Origin of the sequence: Neopusillimonas aromaticivorans, from assembly GCF_030344915.1 — a bacterium.
In the GTDB taxonomy this organism is placed as follows: domain Bacteria; phylum Pseudomonadota; class Gammaproteobacteria; order Burkholderiales; family Burkholderiaceae_B; genus Neopusillimonas; species Neopusillimonas aromaticivorans.
The window spans coordinates 2,681,662-2,705,483 of the sequence record NZ_CP128233.1 but is presented as its reverse complement, the minus strand read 5'-3'; the positions used below and the strand labels follow the sequence as shown (position 1 = coordinate 2,705,483).

Here is a 23,822-nt window from a genome sequence, read left to right as displayed (position 1 = left end):
GGGGGCGGCTCGATCCGCGAGTTCAGCGCCCGCCTCGCGACGGTGCCCGACAGCGGGAAGCCCCGCAGGGGCCGTGCCCGTGCCCGCAGGCCCATACCCCCGCACCGGCTATGCGTGAACCGTGACCCACGCTCCCCGGCCTTCCCATATCCCCACAACCCCACCCCCAACAGGTAAACTCACCCTTTGTTTCAAAATTGTTAATGGTTACGTTCAATGACTGACATCCTGTTCCCGTTCGTCGGTGGCATCGGGCTTTTTCTTGTGGGCATGATGCTGCTGTCCGAAGGCCTGGTCGCATTTGCCGGCCCTGCCCTGCGCGGTGCCCTGATCCGCTTCACCGGCACCCCTTTCAAAGCGTTCATGTCGGGCACATTAACCACCGCCATCGTCCAGTCATCCAGCGCCACCAGCGTCACCATCATCGGTTTCGTCAGTGCCGGCCTCATCACCTTTTCCCAGGCGGTCAGCTTCATTATCGGCACCAGCCTGGGCAACACCGCTACTGGCTGGATCGTCGCCGTCATCGGCCTGAAGATCAAATTCGGCTTCTACACCCTGCCTCTCATCGGCATCGGTGCCCTGCTCAAACTGTTGGGGCGCGGCCGTATCCGCGAACTGGGCGTGGCGCTGGCCGGTTTCGGCATGCTGTTTCTGGGCCTCAGCACCCTGCAAGACAGCATGAAAGACCTGTCCACCTTCGTCGACCTGGCTGCCCTGCCCGTTGGCGGCTTCTGGGCCCACATCGCCGTCATGCTGTTTGGCCTGGTACTGACCATCATCTTGCACTCGTCTTCAGCCGCCATCGCCACCACCCTGACCGCGCTGCACACCGGCACCATCAACTTCGACCAGGCCGGTGCGCTGGTCATCGGTGCGGCCATCGGCACCACCGTCACCAGCATCCTGGTCACTATCGGCGCCACCGTATCCGCCAAGCGAACCGCCGTGGCCAACATCCTCTTCAACCTGGCTGCGGGCATCATCGCCATCATCCTGTTCCCGGCACTGCTGGCCCTGACCAAATTCCTGTCCCAGACCGACGGGCTTGAACCGGGCACCGTTGGCCTAGTCTTGTTCCACACCCTGTTTATTAGCCTGGGTGTTGTCATTTTCATGCCCTTCATCAACCACTTTGCGCGTTTTGTTGAAAAGCTGTTGCCCGAAGACAAGGACGACCTGGCGGGCAACCTGGACAACAGTACACTGGAAGTACCCGAGGTCGCGCTCGAAGCCTCACAGCGTTCGCTGGAAAGTATCGCCGCCCTGCTGTTCGGCAGTTACTCGCAGTTGCTGCAAAACCCGCAACAAACCCTCGACCCGAAAATGCTCGATCGCACCCGCTCGGCACTTGACCGGGCCTACGACTTCATCAGCCGGGTTCCCCTTGAAGCTGACCAGAACAAGCTGGCCGAGCAGCGCATTGCCCAATTACACGCCACTGACCACCTGATCCGGTTCCGTCAGCGCTTGTTTGAACTGTCGGTTCACCCCATCGACTTCGCCAGCGAAGACTACCAATGGGCTATGGACCACAACCTGCGCATGCTTGAACTGGCGCAAGACAGCGCCGTGCGCCAGGCCAGCCAGGACGCCCTGGACGAAATCAGCCGCGAAGCCAACACCCTGGAGGGCCTGTCACGCCAGCTGCGTCACGACATTCTGCAAAGCAACGGCTCACTGCGCACATCAACGGCCAAACTGCTGAATACCACCGACGCCATCCGCTGGCTTGAACGCACCGGCCACCACATCTGGCGGGTCTGCCACTACCTGACCGAAGGCCGCACTTATGGCCATCCGCTATCCGAAATGGCCATGGCTGCCGACAACATCGAAGAGGCACAGGAACAGGCCGAAGCAATTGACGACACGCTGAATGCCAAACCGGACACCCACGCCGCGACGAAGGACAGCCTGCCACCGGCTGAAGAAACACAGCCTGCCACTGACACATCCATGCAACCCGCAACAGCATCAGAAACGATAAAATCAGAAATCGAATCTGTCACTTCAATCGACGAACCAAATAAAAATGAAAATCCGGCCACCGAGCCGAAGCCCGATCACCGCTAACCAAAGCCCAAGAAGAACATGAACCCATCCACCCTTATTGGTATCGTTGCCAGCATCCTTCTTTTGGGTGTGGTGCTGTTCTTTTCCGCTGATGACCCCACCCTGTTCATTGACTTGCCGGGGCTGGGCATCGTGGTGATCGGAACCATGGCGGCCACGTTCATCAGTTACCCACTGCGCGAAGTGGTACGTATTTTCGGCTTGCTCGGTACCGTCATGCGCAACGAGCGGCTGTATACGCAAGACGACATCGAAGAGCTGGTCGCCATTTCAAAACTCTGGGTATCGGGCAGTATTCGCCAGGTCGAAGAAGCCCTTGAAAAAGTGCACAACCCCTTCCTTAAAATGGGGGTCCAGCTCATCATCGACCATACCCCGGAAGACGATGCCATCAAGCTGATGCATTGGCGTATCGCCCGCTTGCGCGCCAAAGAGCATGCCGAAGCCCAGCTGTTTCGCACCATGGCCGCATTCGCACCCGCATTTGGCATGATCGGTACGCTGATTGGTCTGGTGAACCTGATGTTCATGATCGGTGACGGCGACATGGCGTCCATCGGCCAGCAAATGTCGCTGGCGCTCATGACCACCTTTTACGGCATTTTGCTGGCCAACCTGATCTTCAAACCAGTCGCCGTGAAGCTCGAACGTCGCACCGAACAACGGGTAGCCCTGATGAACATGGTGATGCAGGGTATTTCCATGATGAGCCAGCGACGCGGTCCGGCCTTCATGCGTGAAACCCTGAATTCATTCATGGCTGAATACGACGACGAGCTGAACGACGAAGAAAATCGTCGTCTGTTCGGTGACGCTCAAAAAGCCAATGACCGCAAGGTGACCGGTCAGGCAGGTTCGTAATGCCACCAAAAAATCCGAACGACCTCACGCTGGAAGAAATCGCCAAACGGCGCAAACGAGAAGCACGCCAGCAGGCGGCCGGTGGTGCCGGTACCGGCGGGCCCATGGGAGGCCCTGGTGGCCAGTCGTTTGGCCGCTTCGACACCCCGGCGGCAGGCGCAGGAGCCCAGCCTCAACGGGTAACCCGTATGGTGCAGGCACATTGGGCGGCATGGCCAATGCGGCAGCAGCAGGCAACGCTTATGGTGCAGGTACCTTGGGCAGCATGGCCGCCCAAACCGGCAGCGCACCCGCACCCGGCGGCAATGGCGGGCTTACCGCCGCCATCCAGGCAGCCCATCACGCGCCCGCAGTCAGCAACCCCAACCGTTTCGACAAATGGTATTTCGAACCCCAGTCAGATGACGACGGTGATGCCTGGCTGATGACCTATCTTGACACCATTACCCTGCTGCTGGTGTTCATGCTGGTCATGCTGATGCTGGCAGGCAAGGGCGATGGCATCAATGTGCGCGAAAGCATCCAGCTGGGCAACCTGGGCATCTTTTCGCGCGACCGCAGCGCGCCCCCCGGCTGCGCCACCCGCCGCGGGCAAGGTACCGGTTCCGACCCCTCGGGGGCTCAACCCCGATTCCGTTGCAACCCTCGGCAGACGACGGCACCACCACCGACCCGCTGCAGGGCCTTGAACTGGGTGACCTGGGCAGCGATATTGACGTCGTTGTCAATGAAAAATCCGTCAGCTTCCGCATCAACAGCGAAATTCTGTTCAGCTCCGGGCAGGCCGAACTTAGCCGTGAGGGCCTGGCGGTGTTGCAAAAACTCGTCAATGTCGTCAAGAAAAGCAACCATACCATCACGATTGAAGGCCACACTGACGCGATTCCCATCCGCAGCGCGCGCTTCCCGTCAAACTGGGAACTGTCCAGTTCGCGCGCGGGCAGCGTGGTGCGCTATTTCGAGGCCAACGGGGTCGCCAGTAACCGCCTGAGGGCTATCGGCTACGCCGACACCAAACCGTTGGCGCCTAACGACACCCCTGAAAACCGGGCCCAGAACCGGCGGGTAGAGTTGCTGATGGAAACGGTAGAATAAGTGGGCTGTAGCGCAGGGTCACGTAAACGCATCATCGGAGCTCGTACCAGGACACAACGGACTTATCCGGTGACGGGCAATACGATTAATCAAACGCTACAGGCGGCTGGGCGCCTGAGGGCCCAAACAGAGGGCCCTATGCAACAGATCATTCGACGGCAGATGTTTCAGCGCCAGGTTGCATCGCCCCAGTCAGGGCATACCAGACCGTCACGCTGGCCCGCACGAACATCGGCGGCACCAGCGGGCCTTCGCCCATGACGGTATGCATCAGGTAAAACGGCTGCCCTGCGGGCATGCCATTAAAAACTTTCGTACTGACATGGCTGCCTTGCACGACCACGCAACGGCCGCCGCCCCCGGGTGCCGTACACAACGTGGTCACCAGATGGCCCGGCCGACTCGCCTGACGTTGCGCCCGCACTGAAAGAATGGCTGCACCCGCCGGCACCGGCGACGGGCTGCGAAAAACCTGCGTGGTGGACAAGCCTTTCTGGTTAAGGCCCGGGCTGTTGGCCTCAAGCGTCCAGACCAGTCCGGCTCCGGCGGCCGCCGCGCTGCTGAACACTGCGAGCATGAGCGCCAGCACAGTGGCCATGCGACCCGGGCTTGCATACACCGTTGCCGGCATTGTCAAACAACGACGGCCCGCTGTTGCGACTGTCGCAACCGTACCGCGTCGATAACCCCGATCAATCCACATACATCGGTTTGTTGTCGGCCAGTCGCAACCAGCCTTTGACGATGCGGTAGATGTACCAGATGCCCACGGCCACCAGCAACACGTACCCCACCATGACAAACATCAGCACAAACGACACGACAGCCCACAGAATGCCATACCAGAAGGTACGGATCTGCCAGCGAAAATGGGATTCAAGCCAGGTGCCTCGGGTGTCAGACAACTTGACGTAATTCATGATGATGGCAACGATGCTGCTGATCCCCACGAACAACGAAAGCGCATTCAACGCGTAAATCACGGTGGTGATCGTTTTGAGCGACTTGATCTTTTCGGGGTCTTCGACCGGTCCGCCTTGCGGCAACGATGCGCCGGATGAACCGCCCGGGTTGGTGAAGTCAACCGTCATGTAATGTCCTGTAAATATTTAGGGAAGTCTTTGCGCCGTTTGACCGTTGACGCTGCCTGATGAAGCGCCTAAGCTGGCCTGACGGGTTTAGACCTGAGCCGTATTGTAAACAGCAATGATGGCAGTTTTTCAGTGATGGCAACACCTTGCAACATCAGCAACCGGAGCGCACATGAAAACAAACCCCACCCCCGACTTGCCCACAGGCAGCACACCGCTGCACCAGCGGCTGCAGCAACAAGAAAATCTCTTCTTGGCCAACGAAAGAAACAATCCCGAATCACCCTATTTTCAGGGCGATGCTGACCCTGCCCGCCAGCGCCGGCGTTTTTTACTGGGTAGCGTCGCCGCATTGGGTGCTGCTGCCCTGGCAGGCCCGGCAGCGGCCAAAGCGCCTCCTGGCGCCATTGAACGCCCTGTCTTTCCCGACCCGACCAAGGCCCAGGGGTTGGCGTGGGCGTTGATGACGGCGGCTACGGTTTCAGGTCGCAGTTTGAAAACGAGGTCCGCTGGCGTTTCGGAACCAAAACAACAGAATCGTCCTGGAGCATGACGCCGCTGGAAAAAAGTCACGGCATCATTACGCCATCTGGCCTGCACTACGAACGGCATCATGGCGGCATCACCACCATCGACCCTGCCAAACACCTGTTGTATATCCACGGCATGGTGAATCAGGGCAAAAAATTCACCATGGCCGACATCCGCCGGTTCCCCATGATGTCACGCATCTGTTTCCTTGAATGCTCCGGCAACGGCCTGACCGAATGGGTCAAGCCGACACTGAAAACCGTTCAGGGCACCCATGGTCTGACCTCTACGTCAGAATGGACCGGCGTGCCACTTTCAACGCTACTGAATGAAGTCGGGGTCAAACCCGGGGCCAAATGGTTGCTGGCCGAAGGCGGTGACGCTGCCGTCATGACCCGCAGCATTCCACTTGAAAAGGCCATGGCCGACTGTTTCCTGGCATATGGCCAGAACGGCGAAGCCATCCGCCCGGAACAAGGCTACCCGCTACGCCTGGTTGTGCCCGGTTACGAGGGCAATATGTGCATCAAATGGCTGCGACGTCTCGAAGTGTCCGACACCCCTTCATGACCCGTGAGGAAACCTCGAAGTACACCGACCTGATGCCCGATGGCAGTGCCCTGCAATTTTCGTTTGTCATGGAGGCCAAGTCGGTCATTACCTACCCATCGGGCGAGATGCGCTTGCAGCAGCCCGGGTTTTATGAAATTACCGGGCTGGCCTGGTCCGGACGCGGGCGGGTCAAGCGGGTGGAAGTCTCGGTCGATGGCGGGGCCACCTGGCGTGACGCCAAGCTGCACGGCCCTGTGCTGCCCATGTGCCACACCCGTTTTTCCATTCCCTGGGAATGGAACGGCAAAGAAGCCATTTTGCAAAGCCGCTGCACGGACGAAACAGGCTATGTCCAACCCACCATCAAGGCATTGGTCGAACAACGGGGCACGAATGGGCCTTTAGCCTCTATTTATCACCTGAACGGCATTCAAAGCTGGAAGGTGGCTTCGACAGGGAGGTTTCAAATGTCCATCACTATTAAACACAGCGCACGCTGCGAACACAACACCCGATACGCTGCCGGGCTGGCCCTGGCCATAGGTTTGATCATCCTGCCGGCCCAGCCTGTCAGGGCTGACTCCCCGCCCGCCCCAATGGGGTTCGGGCATACCATCAGCCCCGATGACCTGGCCCAATTCGTATCACCCTTGCCTGATGGTCGTGGGCTGCCCAAAGGCGCAGGCACCGTCATGCAGGGCGAAAAAGTCTATACACAGCACTGCCTGGCCTGCCACGGGGCAAACCTTGAAGGCGGCATCGGTGATCGCCTGACCGGTGGGCGAGGGTCACTGGTCAATAACGACCCCACCAAAGCGCCGATAAAAACCGTCGAAAGTTATTGGCCCTACGCCACCACCCTGTTCGATTACATCAAGCGGTCGATGCCGTTCACGCAGCCAGGCAGCCTCAGCAACGACGACGTCTATGCCGTATCGGCCTACATTCTTCACAAGGCCAATATCCTGCCGGGCGATGCCAGCCTGAACCAGGACACGCTGGCCAACGTAGAAATGCCCAACCGGAACGGTTTCAAACCCGCCGGGCGCTGAACCGCGTGCATTCACGACCACACCAGCACAGCTACGCATGGGCAAATAGCCAGTAACGGAACGGGTAGCAGGTAGCAGGTAGCAGGTAGCAGGGGAAGTCTGGCGAACGTCAGGGCTTGTGACAATACGATGAACCATGGCACTATGGGCATCGTTATTGTTACGCGCCCTGAGCCATGAAAACTGCCGCACGCACGCCATACGCCGCCGACCCAAAAACGCCTCCCCGGCGTTCAATGCCTTGCCCGAGACGGCATGTACCCCGTCGCGGCCAGCGCCCTTCAACCCCGGACATCGGGTTTGCGGCAGGAAAAACAAAGGTTTGTGGCGTTCGCGCGCAGCCGCAACACTGGCAGGCATTGCCCTGTCGTGTGGTTTGGCCCAGACACAACAGACAGCACAGGCCCAGACGACGCACCAAATCCAGGCCCTGGCACAGGCCACAGCCCCGGTGCAGGCAACGGCTGCGGTGCAAACAACAACTCCTGCACAGACCGCCGCCCCCATCGCCATCGACCCGTTATCACCCGCTGCCGCTGAAGCAGGCGTTTTGACCACTGAACCCCACTGGTTTCTGGTCAACGGCCACCCCAACCCCAGGTGGCAGCAGCCCTGCAAGCCCTGAGCGATGCCGACACCCAGGGCCTTGACCCCGCCGACTACGAGACCACCGCCCTTATTGAAGACTTTGCACGGTTGGCCCAGGCCGGCAGCCCCGCAGCGATGCCTGAACAGCAGCAACGCCTGGGGCCCGGCTTACCGCCAACCTGACCCGTTATCTCAATGACCTGCGCAATGGACGTGTTGACCCCCACAAGGTTCACCAGAAATTCGATGTTCCCGCCAAGCCTGCTTTTGATGCCCGCCAATACGTCGCCCAGGCCCTGCGTGACAACCGGGTCGAACAGGCCCTGAACGAAGCGCGCCCTAAAGTGCCGATGTATGACGCCGTTGTCAAGGCCATGGCCCACTACCGCTCTCTGGCCGCAGACCCTGTCTGGACAACCCCGTTGCCGCCCCTGCCGTCCCGCAAGCTGGAGCCCGCTCAAACCTATGCCGGCATACCGCTGGTCAAGCAACGCCTGGCGGTACTGGGGGACTATGCCCCCAGGCCGCCACACCGCAAAATGGCGTGACGGGCACCAGCCAGCCCGCTGACACCGCCATGACTGATCCAGGTGTCGCCCACGCGGCAGCAAATCCGGTTGGAGGCAACACTGCACCCAGCAACGACACCACCTACAGCCCCGCGCTTGTCGATGCCGTCAAAGCCTTCCAGGCACGCCATGGTCTGACCGTAGACGGCATTATCGGCCCCGGCACCTTTGCACAACTGCAAATCACCCTGCCCAACGGGTAGAGCAAATGGCCCTGACGCTCGAGCGCCTGCGCTGGACGCCCCTGCTGTCGGGCCCGCGCATGATCGTGGTCAATGTTCCCGAGTTCATGCTGCGCGCCTACGAGGTCAAGCCCGACGGCACCATCGATATCAACCTGCAAATGCGCGTGATTGTGGGCCGGGCACTGGACACCAGCACCCCCTTGTTCGACGAAGACATGCGCTTCATCGAATTCAGCCCCTACTGGAATATCCCGCCCTCCATTGCGCGAGGTGAAACCCTTCCCCGTCTGCGCCGTGACCCGGCCTACTTCAACCGGCAGGGTTTCGAGTTTGTGATGAAAGACGGCTCGGTATCGACCGAACTGTCGCAGGCCAACCTGGATGCCGTGCAACAGGGCGGCGCCCGCATCCGCCAGCGGCCGGGTCCGCAGAATGCGCTGGGCGATATCAAATTCATCTTCCCGAACAACACCAACATCTACCTGCATCACACGCCCGCACCCCAGCTGTTTGAACGCGCCCGCCGCGACTTCAGCCACGGTTGCATCCGTGTTGAAGCCCCGGTCGCACTGGCACAGTTTGTATTACAGAACGACCCACGCTGGACACAACAGCGCATTGAGACGGCCATGCAGGCCGGAAAAGCGCAGACAATCCGGCTGGCAGAACCTATCCCGGTGGTGCTGGCCTACAGTACCGTCGTCGTGCTGGATGGCACCGTCTACTTTTTCGACGACATCTATGGCCACGACAAAAAACTGGCCAACGCCTTGAAAAAAGGGCATAATTAACCCTGCCCGGCAGGGTGCCCACCCTGTTCGGCGTAATTTTTACCCTGCCCCACACAAACCGGAAACCGCGCTATTGCGGTTTCTGTGTTTTTACAGGCTGCGCTCAGCAGCCCAGTTTCAGGTATTTGCCCATGTCAGCTCCTCCACACGCGTCGCGCCGCAGTTTCCTGCGTCGTGCAGCCACCCTTGTTGTTGCTTCCGGCCTTCCCGTTATTTCTGCCCCGGTACTGGCCGGCCTCAGGCCACAGCCCCGCGATGTCGCCCTGAATCACACGCACCGCCCCGACCGGTTGTCTTTGGTGTATGCACGGGGCGACCAGTATCTGCCACCCGCCCTGGATAAACTGAATTTTTTCCTGCGCGACCACTACACCGAAAATGTCGGCACGATGGACCCACAGCTGTACGACATTCTGAACCAGATCAGCCGGCTGCTGAAAACCGATATCCCGTACGACATCATTTCCGGCTATCGCGACCCGTTCACCAATGAACGCCTGCGCACCACGCGCGGTGGCGGCGTGGCCAAACGCAGCCTGCACATGGAAGGCAAGGCACTGGACATCCGCCTGCCCGGGGTGCCACTGACGGAATTGCGTGATGCCGCGCTTGAAGTTAACGCCGGTGGCGTGGGGTATTACCCCCGATCGCAATTTGTCCACATCGACACCGGTAAGGTCCGCAGCTGGTAGCAACGGCGCGCTTCCGGAATTGCACACGGCCGCACCCGCAGCCCAAGCCAAGGTAACGGCAGGCGGCGCCGAGCCCTTCCAAAACCAGTAACGCAATCACTTTTTACACAAAAAGGCCGCGAACGTCGGCCTTTTTTGCGTTCTTGTCTGAATAACAGCTGAAGATATCGTATTATTTAATGCAATAAAACAACACATCCCCGAGGCTTGATGTCGCTGCTCCTCATTCTCGCCCTGCCCTTCATCGGAAGCCTGCTGGCCGCCCTGCTGCCCGGTAACGCCCGCAACCTCGAAGCGTGGCTGGCCGGTATCATCGCCGTCACGTGCGCGGTGATGCTGGCTACGTACTACCCCGCCGTCTCCACTGGCCTGGTCATCAAAGAGGTCCGCCCCTGGATCCCCTCGGCCATGGAAATCGACTTTACCCTGCGGATCGATGGCTATGCCTGGCTGTTTGCCATGCTGGTGTCGGTCATGGGAGCCCTGGTGGTGCTGTATGCCCGCTATTACATGTCGCCGCAAGACCCGGTGCCACGGTTCTTTTCATTCTTCCAGCTGTTCATGGGGTCCATGCTGGGGGTGGTCATGTCGGGCAACCTGGTACAACTGGCCGTCTTCTGGGAATTGACCAGCCTGTCATCGTTCATGCTGATCGCCTACTGGAACCACCGGCAAGATGCCCGGCGCGGCGCACGCATGGCCTTCACCATCACGGGTGCGGGCGGCTTGTGCCTGCTGGCCGGCATGCTGATGCTGGGCCACATCGCCGGCAGCTACGATCTTGACGATGTGTTCAAAGCCGGTGAAGTGATACGCAACCACCCTTGGTACACCAGCATCCTGGTGCTGGTCGCGCTGGGCGCCCTGACCAAAAGCGCACAGTTTCCGTTTCATATCTGGCTGCCCAACGCCATGGCGGCCCCCACGCCCGTATCGGCCTATCTGCACTCGGCCACCATGGTCAAGGCCGGGGTGTTCCTGCTGGCCCGCTTCTGGCCGGTACTGGCCGGCACCGACGAATGGTTCTGGATCATCAGTTCAGCGGGGTTGATCACACTGGTCATGGGGTCATACGCCGCGATTTTTCAGCAAGATCTGAAAGGGGTGCTGGCCTATTCCACCATCGGACACCTGGGGCTGATCACCTTGCTGCTGGGCATGAACAGCACCATGGCCCTGGTGGCCGCGATTTTCCACATGATGAACCATGCCACGTTCAAGGCGTCGCTGTTCATGGCCGCCGGTATCGTTGACCATGAAACCGGTACCCGCGATATCAACCGGCTCTCGGGGCTTCGCCACGCCATGCCCATCACCACCACCCTGGCTATCGTCGCCTCGGCCGCCATGGCAGGGGTGCCGCTGTTGAACGGCTTTTTGTCCAAGGAAATGTTCTTTGCCGAAGCCGTGGTGGCCGACCAGGATGAGTTCGTGGCCATTGTTCTGCCGCTGGCGGCCGTCATGGCCGGCGCCATGGCCGTGGCCTATTCGCTGCGTCTGGTCATGTCGGTGTTTTTGGGCCGGTGGCCAAAGATCTGCCCAAAGCGCCTCACGAGCCGCCCTTCTGGATGCTGGTGCCGGCCGGGCTGCTGGTGCTCACCTGCCTGGTCGTGGGTATTTTCCCCCGTTATACGCTGGGGCCATTGCTGCACTCGGCCACCTATTCCATTCTGGGGGCCGCCTCGCCCGAGTTCAGCCTGAAAATCTGGCATGGCTTCAACCTGCCCCTGGTCATGAGTCTGGTCGCCCTGTTTGGTGGCGTGCTGTTGTGGCACTTGCTGGGTCCACGCGGCACCATACGCGCCGATGACCAGGACAATGACGGCTTTTCGATTTATCGCCTCAATGGGCGTCAGACCTTTGAAACCCTGCTGGAAAAAATTGACGCCGGGGCGTCTTACCTGATGGATTGGATCGCCACCACACGCCTGCAACGCCAGATGCTGCTGGTGGTGACCTTATCGGTCGCCGTGGCCGCACTGCCCCTGATGTCGGGGGCTGGCTTGACCCGCAACGGTCAACGCCGGTTGATCTGTTCTTCCTGACACTATGGCTGGCTGGTGGCGCCTGTGCCATCGGTGCCGCCGTTCAGGCCAAATATCATCGTCTGGCCGCCTTGGCCATGTCGGGCGGCGCCGGGCTGATCACCGCCATGACCTTTGCGTGGCTGTCCGCACCCGATCTGGCCCTGACCCAGATTGCGGTCGAGGTCGTGACCGTCGTTCTGATCCTGCTTGGCCTGCGCTGGTTGCCCCCACGCGTCAAGGCTGAAGAAAATTACGTCGTCGACCAGCCCAAGGCACTGCTGCGGCGTTCTCGCGATCTGTTGGTAGCGATCATGGGCGGTATCGGCGTTGCCACACTGGCCTATGCCGTCATGACACGCGGCTACAACAACGATATCGCAACCTTCTTCGTCGAAAACGCGCTGCCCGAAGGGGACGGTAACAATGTGGTCAACGTAATTCTGGTCGATTTCCGGGCGTTTGATACGCTGGGTGAAATCATCGTGCTGGGCATTGTGGCCATGACCGTTTTTGCACTGCTGCGCCGGTTCCGTCCGCCACCAGAGACCATCAAGGACGGCCCATTGCGTCGCCAGAAAGGGGCCTCTACCGATGCCCCGGCAGAGGTTGACCCCATCGACCCCAAAACGCTGCTGGCCCCGCAGGGCACGATGAAGGTACCGGCCATACTGGCGCGTCTGCTGCTGCCCATGGCTGCGCTGGTGTCGGTGTTTTTCTTGCTGCGTGGGCACAACCTGCCCGGCGGCGGTTTTGTGGCCGGTCTGATCTTTGCCACGGCCATCATTTTGCAATACGTGGTGGGCGGAACCCTGTGGGTTGAAGCGCGCCAGAACATCAAGCCCCAGTATTGGCTTGGCACTGGGGGCCCTGATTGCCGGCGGGGCCGCCGTTTCGGCCTGGTGGGTAGCCCGACCCTTCCTGGCAGCCTTCAAGATCGACCTGGCCCTGCCCCTTATTGGCACCGTCAAATTGTCGACCGTCCTGATCTTTGACATCGGCGTCTATATGCTGGTCATCGGCTCAACGGTCTTGATCCTGGTCGCGCTGGCCCACCAATCGCTGCGTTTTCGCCGTAAACCGGCGCCCAAAGGAGCCCACTAATGGAAATCGTACTTGCCCTGGCCATCGGGGTTCTGACCAGTTCCGGCATCTGGCTCATTCTGCGCCCCCGCACCTTCCAGGTCATCATGGGGCTGTCGTTGCTGGCCTATGCCGTAAACCTGTTCATTTTTTCAATGGGTCGTATCACCATTGGCGCACCACCGGTCATTGACGCCGCACGAGGGTCAGACCCCGCACTGTATGCCGACCCGGTCCCGCAAGCGCTGGTACTGACCGCCATCGTGATCAGCTTTGCCACCACCGCCCTGTTTCTGGTGGTGTTGCTGGCCGCGCGCGGGCTGGCCGGAAACGACCACGTTGATGGCGGGGAGGCCGACCTGTGACTGACTGGCTGGTCCATCTACCTATCTTTCCGGTCGTCATCCCCCTGTTTGCAGGCGGGCTGCTGATTCTCGTCAAAGACGCGCACCGACGTCTTCGACTGGGCATTGCCTTTGCCTCGGTCCTGCTGCAGTTGCTGGTGGCCGTGCAGCTGCTGGGCGTCACGGCGGGTGCCCGCCCTGACCTCTGGCCCGACAACATCGCCGTATACCTGCTGGGCGACTGGCCCGCACCGTTTGGCATTGTCGCCGTGGCTGACCGGCTGTCAGCCATCATGCTCACCCTCAGCGCGTTTCTGGGGCTGACCACCCTGATGTATTCAACCGCGCGCTGGGAGCGCGCAGGGTGCACTTCCTGCCCCTGTTCCAGTTCCTGCTCATGGGTCTGAACGGGGCCTTCCTCACCGGCGACCTGTTCAACCTGTTTGTGTTCTTCGAGGTGCTGCTGGCGGCCTCGTATGGCTTGATGTTGCACGGGTCCGGCGAGAACCGTGTGACTGCCGGGATGCACTACATCGCCATCAACCTGGTGGCCTCACTGCTGCTGTTGATTGCCATTGCCCTGATCTACGGCGTCACTGGCACCCTGAACATGGCCGATCTGGCGGTACGTGCCGGTCAACTTAACGAAGGTGACCGTGAACTGTTCGAGGCTGCCGCTGCCGTTCTGGGCATCGCATTCCTGATCAAAGCCGGTGCCTGGCCACTGAACTTCTGGTTGGCGCCCGCCTATTCCACTGCCTGCGCCCCGGTTGCCGCCGTCTTTGCCATCATGACCAAAATCGGCATTTATGCCCTGGTCCGGCTGGGTTCATTGTTGCTCCCCACCGGGGCACCGGCGGCCTTTGGGGGTGAATGGATGTACCCGATCGGGCTGGCCACCTTGATGTTCGGCACCATTGGCCTGGTCGCCGCCTACCAGACCGAGCGGATCGTCGCCTACTGCGTCATCATTTCATCAGGCACCCTGTTGTCTGCGCTGGGGATGCCCGGCGTCACCATGACCGGTCCGGCCCTGTTTTATCTCGTCAATTCGGTCCTGGCCACCGCCGCGTTTTTCCTGCTGATCGAAATGGTCGAACGAACCCGCACCTTCGGGGCCGACCTGCTGGCCGTCAGTATGGAACTGTTCGACCTTGATGACCCCGACGCGCACACCGAAACACAAACCGTTGTCGGTGTCGCCATCCCGGCCGCCATGGCGTTTCTGGGGCTCAGCTTCATCGCGTGCGCGCTGCTGATTGCCGGCTTACCCCCTTGTCCGGGTTTGTGGCCAAGTTTTCGCTCTTGTCTGCCGCCTTGCAAACATCAGAATCCACACCGGGGTAGCCGCCTGGTTGCTCATGTCGGTAGTCCTGCTGTCGAGCTTGGCCGGCATCATCGCCCTGGGCCGTACCGGCATTCGCCTGTTCTGGGCCAACGAAACCACGACGCCACGGTTGCGCGTCTCAGAGGCCGCGCCCGTCGCCGCGCTGATTCTGGCCTGTGTGGGCCTGGCCGTCTGGGCTGGCCCTACGCTTGACTTCATGAACGAAACCGCCGTGTCGCTGAGCCATCCCGAAACCTATATTCAGGCGGTGCTGAACCACGACACTGTGCGTACATTGGGGGACAAACCATGAAATTCATCGCCTGTACGCTGAACTGGCTTTTGCTGCCCGCACTACTGACCGGCTTGTGGCTGTTGCTGAATCAAACCCTCGAACCGTCTCAAATTGTGGCCGGCGCCGTCATATCGCTGTTGCTCTCATGGGCGGCCATGAAGTTACGACCCATGCGCTCGAAACCCCGCAAGCCACTGACGATTCTGCGCCTTTTTTCTGCGTCTGCTACGACATCACCAAGTCGAATATCGACGTATTCAAGATCATCTGGTTCAAGCCTAAAACCCACACGCCGGGCTTTATCCGGATTCCGCTTGAATTGCGCGACCCGCACGGGCTGGCGGCACTGGCCTGCATTGTCACATACACCCCCGGCACGGTCTGGTCGGGTTATTCAGAAAAAGCGGGGTCATGACCTTGCATGTGCTGGATCTGGAAGACGCCCAAGACTGGATTGACCTGATCAAAAACCGTTACGAACGCCCCTTGAAGGAGATTTTCGAATGATGGATACCGTATTGCTTTGGGCCGGCACCTTTGCCCTGTCCTGCTTTGCACTGGCCTTCGCCATCGCCACCTTCCGGCTCATGATGGGCCCCACACCACAAGATCGGGTGCTGGCGGTTGACACCATGTTCATCAATGGCATTTCCATTGTGCTGGTCCTGGGAGTGCATTTTGCTACCAGCGTCTACTTTGACATTGCCCTGCTGATGGCCCTGTTCGGTTTTTTCAGTTCAACCGTCATGGCCAAGTTCCTGTACAAAGGCGAGGTCATCCAGCCATGAACAGCCTGCCACTCTGGGCCTCGATTCCGGCCACCCTGTTGCTGATCGTCAGCGGCATCCTTACCCTGTCGGGCGCGCTTGGCCTGGTTCGTTTCAACCGCTTTTATTCACGCATGCACGCCCCCACACTGGGCAACACGCTGGGCATCACATTTGTATTGCTAGCTTCAGCTCTGGTTTCCAGTGCCCTGCAGCACCGCCCGGTCGTTCACGAACTGCTGATCACCTTCTTCCTGATCGTGACCTCGCCCATCACGGCCATCATGCTGATGCAGGCGGGCGTACGGCGCGACCCCCGTCAGCCGGTTTCCGACGACAACTGACCAGGTGCGCCGACCGGTCAAACGGCGGGGCCTTGCCTGCCCTCGCCTACCCGCCGGACGTCGTCGCAAGAATCGCTTACGTTCAGGGTTTGGAAACCCGGCCCTGAGCGCGTACCATGAGCGTGTATTCTGTTCCATTAACGGAGATCCGAATGAACTTCAGACATCTCATCGTAGCGGCAGCAACCGCCGGTGCAGCGCTAGCCGCCCCCTGGCCGGAGCGCAAAACCTTGACCCCAATGCACAATATCAGCAAGACCTGTTGCGCTGCGAACAGGAACAGTCGGTGGTTGATATTCAGGCCTGCAAAAGAAGCCGCTGCAGCGCTGCAGGCGGCCCGTTCCAATACCTTAACCAATGGGGCCGGCACCGACTATCAGGCCAACGAGCGCGCCCGCTGCATGGCCTTGCCCGAAACGCAACGCGCCGATTGCCTGCTGTTGATTTCCGGGCAAAACACCCAGGTCAGGGGTAGTGTCAGCCAGGGCGGGGTCTTGCGTGAAACCACCATTATCATCCCGGCCCCCGAACCGGTTGCCCCCGCCACGCCCTTGTTGCCGGAAGCCGCAGTTCCATCACCGGTACGACCCTGAGCCGATGACTTGCCGATGACTTGCCGATGACTTGCCGATGACTTGCCGATGACTTGCCGGTGAATTGCCGTCAAGGTGCTGGCGGCCTGATTGCCGTCAAATTTCCAGCTGCATGCCCATTTCCACGACCTGATTGGGCGGAATTTTGTAAAAACGGGTACTGCGTGCGGCGTTACGGGCCATAAAGGCAAACAACAGCCGGCGCCAGCGCCGGCGCAGGGGCTCTTTATTGCCCACGATCAGGGTCTGGCGCGACAGAAAATAGGACGTCATCATCGGTTCGAGCTTGATTTCCGGGTGCTCACCGCGCAGTTGCTGCAACAGTTGCGGCACATTCGGCTCTTGCTTGAACCCCCACTTGGCCACCACCTCCCAGGACGACCGGCCCAGACGCTTCAAGGTATAACGCTCGTTATACGTCACATAAGGGGCATCGGCTCTGGCCACGGTGACAAACAAAACTTGCTCATGCAATACCTTGTTATGTTTGAGGTTATGCAACAACGCTGGCGGTACGGTGTTGACAATCATGCTCATGAACACCGCCGTACCGGGCACCCGGTTGGGCGGGTATTCTTCAAGACCCTGGATAAATGCTTCAAGCGGCTGCTGGTCACCCGCCAGCATTTCATGAAGCTGGTCACGCCCGGTTTTCCAGGTCAGCATCATGGTCAACAGCACCAATGCAACACCCAAGGGCAACCAGCCGCCCTCATGGATTTTCTGCATATTGGCCGAAAACAGCAATACATCGACCAGCAGAAACAGCCCCAGCAAAACCAGCCATAGTGCGCGGCGTGGCCCGGTCGCCTTGCCCGGCAATACGGCAAATGCCAGCAACGACGTCATCAACATGGTCAGTGTCACGGCAAAGCCATAGGCACTGGCCAATTCGGCCGACGAACCAAAGCCGACCACCAGAATCACTACCGCGATCAGCAACCCCTGGTTGACGCGGGGCAAAAAATCTGCCCTTCTTCGCGCGCGGACGTATGCAGGATTTCCATACGAGGCCAGAAGCCCAGCTGAATGGCTTGCCGCGTGACCGAAAAAGCGCCCGAGATGACCGCCTGGGACGCAATCACTGTCGCGGCTGTCGCCAGCACCACCAGCGGTATCAGGGCCCACGACGGCGCCATCAGGAAGAACGGGTTACGGATGGCGTCGGGTTGGGCGATCAGCAACGCCCCTGGCCAAAGTAACACAGCAGCAAACCCGGCAACACCACCGCGAACCACGCGCGGCGAATGGCTTTACGTCCGTAATGTCCCATGTCAGCGTACAGCGTTTCAGCCCCCGTCAGAGCCAGAACCACCGCCCCGAGCAACAGGTAGGTGGCCAACGGGGCCTTGGCTATCAGGTGCCAGGCATACACCGGGTTGAGGGCCAGCAAAATCTCGGGGTCTGGGCAATCCGCCAGGCACCCAGCACCCCCAGCACGGTAAACCAGACCAGCATGATCGGACCAAAATACTTGCCGATCGCACCGGTGCCGCGTCGCTGAACCGCAAACAGACCCACCAGCAAGCCCACCGATATCGGCACCACCCAGTCGCTGAAGGTATCAGACACCACACTGACCCCTTCAATCGCGGACAGCACGGAAATTGCAGGCGTCACAATGCTGTCACCGTAGAACAAGCAAGCCCCGAACAGCCCCATCACGGTCAGGACCCAGCGACGGCGCCCCTTGAGGCCCCGCACGGCCAGCTCCATCAGGGCCAATGTCCCGCCCTCGCCCCGGTTGTCAGCACGCAGCATCAGGGTGACATACTTGAGCGACACCACGAACATCAGCAGCCAGAACAACAGGGACAGCACACCCAGCACTTCGGGCGCCCCGAAATTCTCGAACCGCACCACCGATTCGCGCACGGTATACAGGGGACTGGTCCCGATATCCCCGTAAACCACGCCCAAGGCACCAATGATCAGGGCCTTTCCAGGACTGTTTTTTTCAGATTGAGAGGGTTCGATCATACGTAATGGCGAGGTTGACAGAAACCTGAACGACGTAGGCAACGTCGAAGGACTTAGTCATGGCGACTGAGCCGGGCGCCACGACGAGGCCCGGGAAAAACAATACTGATGCGGGTACCATCGAACTCGGGGCGGCTGGCCAGCCCCCACCAGGCCCCATGTGCCGTGGCAATCTGGCGCACAATCGCCAGCCCCAGGCCAGAGCCATCGGTCTTGACATCGGCCGCACGATAGAACGCATCAAAGACCCGCACCTGATCAGGCCCGGCAATACCCGGCCCGTTGTCTTCAACCGATAACGACGGCGGATTGGCGCCGACGTGCAAATTGATCTGTGTCGCGCCATTGCCATACCGGAATGCATTATCCATCAGGTTGGCCAACAGCTCTTCCAGCAACAGCGGGTCACCATCGATCCAGACCGGCGTGTCTGGTGCGTGCAAGTTCAATTCGACGTTATGCTGACGCGCCTTGGGCACCCACTCACCGGCACTTTCACGTACCCATTCCGACAGATTGATGCGCCGGAATGCATCTTGTACGGCCAATGTCGCATCAGCCCGCGCCAGCACCAACAGTTGCTGGCCCAAACGAATCATGCGGTCGGTAACGGCCTTGATACGCTCGGCGCGCTGGCGGATGTCGAGGGGCAAATCACGAGACAGCATCAGCTCGCATTCCAGTTTCAGCCCGCTTAATGGTGTGCGCAATTGATGGGCGGCCGACCCGATGAAGCGTTTTTGCGCTTGCATGGAACTGTTCAGGCGAACCAGCAGATCATTGATGTGCTCGACAACCGGCACAATTTCTGCGGGCACGCCATCTACCCGCAGCGGCTTCAGATCATCAATGGAACGCTCGCGGATTTCGTCGGACAGTTGATTGAACGAGCGCAAACCGCTGCGCACCCCGGCAATGAGGACCCAGGCGATCAGGGCGACGAGAACGACCTGCCCGGCCAGCATCATCCAGAAGATATCCCGCAAGACCCAGACCGCCAGATTGATACGGCTGGTGATGATCCAGGTTACGGTCAGGTCGATGGCGACCAGCACCATGACGGGCGGCAGCAGCCGAAAGTAAGGTGCCGCGCCAGCGAGCCGCGCGGCAAAATCCGTTGCAAAAAGGTGAATTCAGCCGGCTTCAACGTCGAGCAGATAGCCGAAACCACGCACGGTCTGGATACCCACACCGGTACCTTCCAGACGTTTGCGCAGGCGATAGATATAGACTTCGACCGCGTTTTCGCTGAAATCGGCATCCCAGGCCGACAGCGAGTTGACAATCTGGCGCTTGGTGACCACCCGGCCGGCGCGCGCCATGAGCATTTCGAGCACCGACAGTTCGCGCACCGACAGATTGACCCGTTCGCCACGGATACGCACTTCACGGCCCACCATGTCGAACGTCATGGGGCCCACTTCAAGCTGGGGTTGTGCCTGGCCGACGCGGCGACGCGCAAATGCACGCACCCGGGCAGCCAGTTCAGCCAGCTCAAAAGGCTTGGTCACGTAGTCGTCAGCCCCGGCATCGAGGCCAGCCACACGGTCTTCAAGGGCATCGCGGGCCGTCAGGATGAGCACCGACACCTGGTGGCCGCTGGCGCGCAACGCTTTGAGCAGATCGAGCCCGCTGCCATCGGGAAGATTCAGATCGAGCAACAGCAAATCGTAGTCTTGCTGATCGAGGGTTTCAGGCACGGTAGCACCGGCCGACAGCCAGTCGACCGCGTAGCCCTGCCCGGCAAGAAACTCTTGCAGGGCATGACCCAATGTGGTGTCGTCTTCAATTACCAGAACTCGCATGCGCAGATTCTAGTCCTTTTTCGGCGGGTCGGGTAATGAAACCGACCTTCTGAAGGCCTGCCTGTCGGGCACTGGCCATGACCTTGGCCAGGGTTTCATAACGGGTATCCATGTCGGCGCGAAGGTGCAAGTTGGGTTGCGGCGCCTTGGCGGCCTGCTCAGTCATCAATTGAGGCAGGGCCTCGAGCGCGACGGGCGTTTCATTCCAGAAAACCTGACCGCTGGCATCAATGGCCAGGTCGATGGCATCGGGCTGCTGCTGTACCGGCTGCGATGAGGCCTGGGGTACATTGATTTTGATGGAATGGCTAAGCAATGGTGCCGTCACAATAAAAATGACCAGCAACACCAGCATCACATCGATAAGAGGCACCATATTGATTTCAGACAGGGTGTTGCCACCCCTTTGTTGTCAAAACTGCCAAATGCCATGGCAAGCTCCCTGGAACATTGTTTGCTTATTTGCTTGAGACCGACAGGCCGCGCTACTTGACTGCTTGTTTACTTAAAACCGACAGGCTGCGCCACACCACGCGTTCAGGCGACCGGCGTCGAATCGGGTGCAACACGACCATTACGCCCCTTGCCACGGCCCTGCTGGCCTGTCACTTGTTGACCGGTCGACAGGAAGGTGAACAGGTCGTGGGCAAACGCGTCAAGCTGCGCCAGGTACACACGATTGGTGCGCACAAAGGCGTTGTACGCCAGTACGGCCGGAATCGCCACGGCCAGGCCCAGCCCGGTCATGACCAGCGCTTCACCCACGGGCCCGGCGATGCGGTTCACCGATACCCCATCTGACAGGCCAATGCCGATCAGGGCATGGTAAACACCCCAAACGGTGCCGAACAGACCGACAAACGGTGCCGTTGAACCGATCGAGGCCAGAATCGTCAGGCCGTTTTCCAGACGTGCCGTTTCTTCATCAATCACTTTACGAAGGGTGCGCGTTATGAACGCACTGGTCGACCCTTTTTCTTCCAGCCGGACCGCACCATATTTGACATGATGGTTGCGCGCGTGAATGGCGTGACTGGCCAGGTGTGAAAACGGCTCGTTGGCGCCATGGGTAGCAATTTCGTTTTCGACCTGCTCCAGCGAACTGGCCGCCCAGAACTCGCGCAGAAACCGCGTGGACAGGCGACGGATACGCCAGTTCGAAAGCGATTTCACGAAAATCAGGTACCAGCTGACCATCGACATCAGGACCAGAATGCCGAACAGTGTCTTGCCCACCACATCGGTTTGCGCAACAAAATCGAGCATGCCCGGCTGATGCGGTGCAGGCGCCGCCGGTATGACCGGAGCCGCAAGCTGGGCAACGGCACTCGCACTGGCAGCCGCTTCCCGGCCAAGTTGGGCGGCAGCTCCCGCCGTTGCCACCGCCTCCTGGGTGACCTGGGCAGCACCGGCAAGGCTCGCGCTGTCTTGCGCCACCTGGGCAAGCATCATCCATGCAGTTTGCAATAAATCAGACATACACGTTCCTATAAAACGAAATCAAATGGAATATCGGCAAGCGCGGGCCTGGCCACGCCGTTTTCAATGTACGGTTTGAAGCGCGCCGTCTTTGCGGCCTTGACCGCCGCCTCGTCCAGGCGGCTGTGTCCGGACGACGTGCGCACGCTGGCGTCTTGCACCGAGCCCGTCGGCGAAATCAGTACGCGTACCAGAACACGGCCCGTCTCACCACGACGCACGGAAGCCCGCGGGTATTCCGGCACCGGGCGACGGCCGGCGTAATCCACCTGGCTGATGAAACGCGGTGTGTTTGAGTCGGCCGGGGCCGCAGGCGCTGCAGGCGACGCCGGAGCGCTGGCCAGCCCGGAAGGGGCGGCCGCAACAGACTCTGCTGGTGCCGACGAGGTGGCGGGTGCGGGCTGTGGTTTGGATTTCGGCTCGGCCTTGGGTTTAGGCTTTGGTTTCGGTTCTGGCTTTGGTTCTGGCTTGGGTTCGGACTTGGGTTCGGGCTTAGGCTTGGGTTCTGGCTTGGGTTTGGGCTCAGGTTCAGGAGCAACCATTTCCGGCTCGGAAACAGGTTCTGGCAATGACTCAGGCTCGGGAATGGTTTCTGATTCAGGCTCAGGAACGACTTCGGGCTCGGGTACCACTTCGGGTTCAACAGGTGGCGCGATCTCGGATTCCGGCTCGGGTGTGATCTCGCGTTCAGGCGGTATCGGTGCCATGGCAACCTGAGACGCGGCTTGCGCCGGCATCGCGTCCACAAAGTCCTCGGAAATCTCGACGAACTGAATCGAAGCCATTTCCGGCATTTCAGGCGCAGAATCGTGCGAAGCCGATAACCAGATGGCCGCAGCAACCGCCAGATGCACCCCCGCCACACCGGCGACGGCGGCAACTCTTGTGACTGCAGACGGATACGGTAGACCACTGGAGCGAAGCGACATGTAGAGACAACGGACGCGAGTTGAAAGGCCTGCACATAGGGCTGAAAGCAATACCTATCGACAATCCACCCAGTAACAGGTTTGCAACAATAACAGAAATGCGAATTATTCGCAATATTGAATACGGATTTAACGCATGACATAACGCCCAGACCAGCCAGGAATCCTGCCGATTTTAGTTCTTTAGCGCATCAGGCCCGGACAGAAATCCAGGCTATACACCGTACCCGGATATATCCCGACATTTACACCGCCCTGCGCCCTTTACGTGCGGGCTTTTCCTTCAATACCCGCACCAGCCCCTTCAAACGCGTTTGCAGCGCGTCTACTTCCTCATCAGACAGCTCAGCCAGCATTTCGGCCTCGATCCCCGCCACTGCCTGATCACACTGCGCCATAAGCGCAAGGCCGGCATCCGTCAAACCAATGGGAATCACCCGACCCTGCACCGCGTCGGCCTGGCGCGCAATCCAGCCCTTGCTGACCATGACATTGACCATTTCGTTGGCCGATTGCGGCGAAATCAGCGAGCGTTCGGCCAACTGGGCATTGGACATATGGCCATAGGCCCGAAACACCGACAAGGCCGTGTATTGGGCGGCCGTCAGCCCATGCGCCGCAACGCGTTCGCGAATCTTGCGGCTGAGCATGCGGTCAAGGCGACCGATCAGATAGGCAATGCCGGAGGCCGCTGCGCAGCCGCCAGTTTATTCGTAGCCATGGATTTTCCGGGTAGAAAGCAGGGAGTGATTAATGGGAGTTGCCCGAC

General features: G+C 59.9%; 23 protein-coding genes and 5 pseudogenes. 18 read left to right on the top strand and 10 right to left on the bottom strand.

What is annotated here, in order from left to right; genetic code table 11:
* The first annotated feature begins 216 nt into the window (after positions 1 to 216).
* The 4 genes from N7E01_RS14920 (at position 217) to N7E01_RS14905 (ending at position 4,032) form a co-directional block, all read left to right on the top strand.
* Positions 217 to 2,076, top strand: coding sequence for a Na/Pi cotransporter family protein (locus N7E01_RS14920; protein ID WP_289173438.1), 1,860 nt, complete (start codon positions 217 to 219; stop codon positions 2,074 to 2,076).
* 18 nt (positions 2,077 to 2,094) lie between these two features.
* A complete protein-coding gene (locus N7E01_RS14915; protein ID WP_289173437.1) occupies positions 2,095 to 2,937 on the top strand; it encodes a motility protein A in 843 nt (280 codons plus the stop codon).
* Positions 2,937 to 3,362 (top strand): hypothetical protein, encoded by a 426-nt coding sequence (locus tag N7E01_RS14910; RefSeq protein ID WP_289173436.1) that lies wholly within the window; start codon positions 2,937 to 2,939, stop codon positions 3,360 to 3,362. Before N7E01_RS14915 ends, N7E01_RS14910 begins: the two co-directional genes overlap by 1 nt.
* A 211-nt stretch (positions 3,363 to 3,573) precedes the next feature.
* Positions 3,574 to 4,032 (top strand): OmpA/MotB family protein, encoded by a 459-nt coding sequence (locus tag N7E01_RS14905; protein ID WP_289173435.1) that lies wholly within the window; start codon positions 3,574 to 3,576, stop codon positions 4,030 to 4,032.
* 148 nt (positions 4,033 to 4,180) lie between these two features.
* Here N7E01_RS14905 and N7E01_RS14900 read toward each other — a convergent pair whose 3' ends face one another.
* Both N7E01_RS14900 and N7E01_RS14895 read right to left on the bottom strand, forming a co-directional pair.
* The gene (locus N7E01_RS14900; protein ID WP_289173434.1) at positions 4,181 to 4,630 is read right to left on the bottom strand and encodes a flagellar protein FlhE; all 450 of its coding nucleotides are present in this window, start codon (positions 4,628 to 4,630) and stop codon (positions 4,181 to 4,183) included.
* Between the two features lie 94 nt (positions 4,631 to 4,724).
* Complete coding sequence (locus N7E01_RS14895) at positions 4,725 to 5,123, bottom strand: DUF4870 family protein (protein WP_289173433.1); 399 nt, start codon at positions 5,121 to 5,123, stop codon at positions 4,725 to 4,727.
* A gap of 172 nt (positions 5,124 to 5,295) precedes the next feature.
* Here N7E01_RS14895 and N7E01_RS14890 point away from each other — a divergent pair, with 172 nt between their 5' ends.
* From N7E01_RS14890 to N7E01_RS14815, 14 genes and pseudogenes are all read left to right on the top strand, one after another.
* Complete coding sequence (locus tag N7E01_RS14890; protein WP_289173432.1) at positions 5,296 to 5,676, top strand: hypothetical protein; 381 nt, start codon at positions 5,296 to 5,298, stop codon at positions 5,674 to 5,676.
* On the top strand, positions 5,673 to 6,224 hold the full coding sequence (locus N7E01_RS19055) for a molybdopterin-dependent oxidoreductase (protein WP_350494872.1): 552 nt from the start codon (positions 5,673 to 5,675) through the stop codon (positions 6,222 to 6,224). Before N7E01_RS14890 ends, N7E01_RS19055 begins: the two co-directional genes overlap by 4 nt.
* Entirely contained in the window at positions 6,221 to 7,258 is a 1,038-nt protein-coding gene (locus tag N7E01_RS19050) for a c-type cytochrome (protein ID WP_350494871.1), read from the top strand. The genes N7E01_RS19055 and N7E01_RS19050 overlap by 4 nt, the downstream gene beginning before the upstream one ends.
* 136 nt (positions 7,259 to 7,394) lie before the next feature.
* A complete protein-coding gene (locus tag N7E01_RS14875; protein ID WP_289173431.1) occupies positions 7,395 to 7,883 on the top strand; it encodes a hypothetical protein in 489 nt (162 codons plus the stop codon).
* The gene (locus N7E01_RS14870) at positions 7,859 to 8,029 is read left to right on the top strand and encodes a hypothetical protein (RefSeq protein WP_289173430.1); all 171 of its coding nucleotides are present in this window, start codon (positions 7,859 to 7,861) and stop codon (positions 8,027 to 8,029) included. The genes N7E01_RS14875 and N7E01_RS14870 overlap by 25 nt, the downstream gene beginning before the upstream one ends.
* Positions 8,026 to 9,391: pseudogene (locus N7E01_RS19550) on the top strand (L,D-transpeptidase family protein); the annotation flags it as partial. The gene N7E01_RS14870 and the pseudogene N7E01_RS19550, both read left to right, overlap by 4 nt.
* Before the next feature lie 131 nt (positions 9,392 to 9,522).
* A complete protein-coding gene (gene mepK / locus N7E01_RS14850) occupies positions 9,523 to 10,083 on the top strand; it encodes a peptidoglycan L,D-endopeptidase MepK (RefSeq protein ID WP_289173428.1) in 561 nt (186 codons plus the stop codon).
* 210 nt (positions 10,084 to 10,293) lie between these two features.
* Positions 10,294 to 13,211, top strand: a pseudogene (locus tag N7E01_RS14845) (monovalent cation/H+ antiporter subunit A).
* A complete protein-coding gene (locus tag N7E01_RS14840) occupies positions 13,211 to 13,555 on the top strand; it encodes a Na+/H+ antiporter subunit C (protein ID WP_289173427.1) in 345 nt (114 codons plus the stop codon). Before N7E01_RS14845 ends, N7E01_RS14840 begins: the two are co-directional and overlap by 1 nt.
* Positions 13,552 to 15,174: pseudogene (locus N7E01_RS14835) on the top strand (monovalent cation/H+ antiporter subunit D). Before N7E01_RS14840 ends, N7E01_RS14835 begins: the two are co-directional and overlap by 4 nt.
* Before the next feature lie 127 nt (positions 15,175 to 15,301).
* A pseudogene (locus N7E01_RS14830) lies at positions 15,302 to 15,663 on the top strand (Na+/H+ antiporter subunit E).
* Complete coding sequence (locus N7E01_RS14825; RefSeq protein ID WP_289173426.1) at positions 15,660 to 15,944, top strand: K+/H+ antiporter subunit F; 285 nt, start codon at positions 15,660 to 15,662, stop codon at positions 15,942 to 15,944. The pseudogene N7E01_RS14830 and the gene N7E01_RS14825 overlap by 4 nt, the downstream one beginning before the upstream one ends.
* Positions 15,941 to 16,267, top strand: coding sequence for a monovalent cation/H(+) antiporter subunit G (gene mnhG, locus N7E01_RS14820; protein WP_289173425.1), 327 nt, complete (start codon positions 15,941 to 15,943; stop codon positions 16,265 to 16,267). The genes N7E01_RS14825 and mnhG overlap by 4 nt, the downstream gene beginning before the upstream one ends.
* A 152-nt stretch (positions 16,268 to 16,419) precedes the next feature.
* Positions 16,420 to 16,860 (top strand): hypothetical protein, encoded by a 441-nt coding sequence (locus N7E01_RS14815; RefSeq protein WP_289173424.1) that lies wholly within the window; start codon positions 16,420 to 16,422, stop codon positions 16,858 to 16,860.
* Between the two features lie 96 nt (positions 16,861 to 16,956).
* Here N7E01_RS14815 and N7E01_RS19545 read toward each other — a convergent pair whose 3' ends face one another.
* The 8 genes and pseudogenes from N7E01_RS19545 to N7E01_RS14780 all read right to left on the bottom strand — a co-directional run bounded on the left by N7E01_RS19545 (position 16,957) and on the right by N7E01_RS14780 (position 23,703).
* The gene (locus tag N7E01_RS19545; RefSeq protein ID WP_434089588.1) at positions 16,957 to 17,487 is read right to left on the bottom strand and encodes a KUP/HAK/KT family potassium transporter; all 531 of its coding nucleotides are present in this window, start codon (positions 17,485 to 17,487) and stop codon (positions 16,957 to 16,959) included.
* 75 nt (positions 17,488 to 17,562) lie between these two features.
* A pseudogene (locus N7E01_RS14810) lies at positions 17,563 to 18,840 on the bottom strand (KUP/HAK/KT family potassium transporter); the annotation flags it as partial.
* A 53-nt stretch (positions 18,841 to 18,893) separates the two neighbouring features.
* On the bottom strand, positions 18,894 to 19,898 hold the full coding sequence (locus N7E01_RS14805) for a sensor histidine kinase (protein ID WP_350494870.1): 1,005 nt from the start codon (positions 19,896 to 19,898) through the stop codon (positions 18,894 to 18,896).
* A gap of 75 nt (positions 19,899 to 19,973) precedes the next feature.
* Positions 19,974 to 20,645, bottom strand: coding sequence for a response regulator (locus tag N7E01_RS14800; RefSeq protein WP_289173423.1), 672 nt, complete (start codon positions 20,643 to 20,645; stop codon positions 19,974 to 19,976).
* A complete protein-coding gene (locus tag N7E01_RS14795; RefSeq protein ID WP_434089524.1) occupies positions 20,626 to 21,021 on the bottom strand; it encodes an ExbD/TolR family protein in 396 nt (131 codons plus the stop codon). The genes N7E01_RS14800 and N7E01_RS14795 overlap by 20 nt, the downstream gene beginning before the upstream one ends.
* 161 nt (positions 21,022 to 21,182) lie before the next feature.
* Positions 21,183 to 22,124 (bottom strand): MotA/TolQ/ExbB proton channel family protein, encoded by a 942-nt coding sequence (locus N7E01_RS14790; RefSeq protein WP_289173422.1) that lies wholly within the window; start codon positions 22,122 to 22,124, stop codon positions 21,183 to 21,185.
* Between the two features lie 8 nt (positions 22,125 to 22,132).
* Positions 22,133 to 23,053: an energy transducer TonB gene (locus tag N7E01_RS14785; RefSeq protein WP_289173421.1), complete on the bottom strand. Its 921-nt coding sequence runs from the start codon at positions 23,051 to 23,053 to the stop codon at positions 22,133 to 22,135.
* 245 nt (positions 23,054 to 23,298) lie between these two features.
* Positions 23,299 to 23,703, bottom strand: a complete 405-nt coding sequence (locus tag N7E01_RS14780) for a MarR family winged helix-turn-helix transcriptional regulator (protein ID WP_289173420.1) — start codon at positions 23,701 to 23,703, stop codon at positions 23,299 to 23,301.
* Positions 23,704 to 23,822 lie beyond the last annotated feature (119 nt).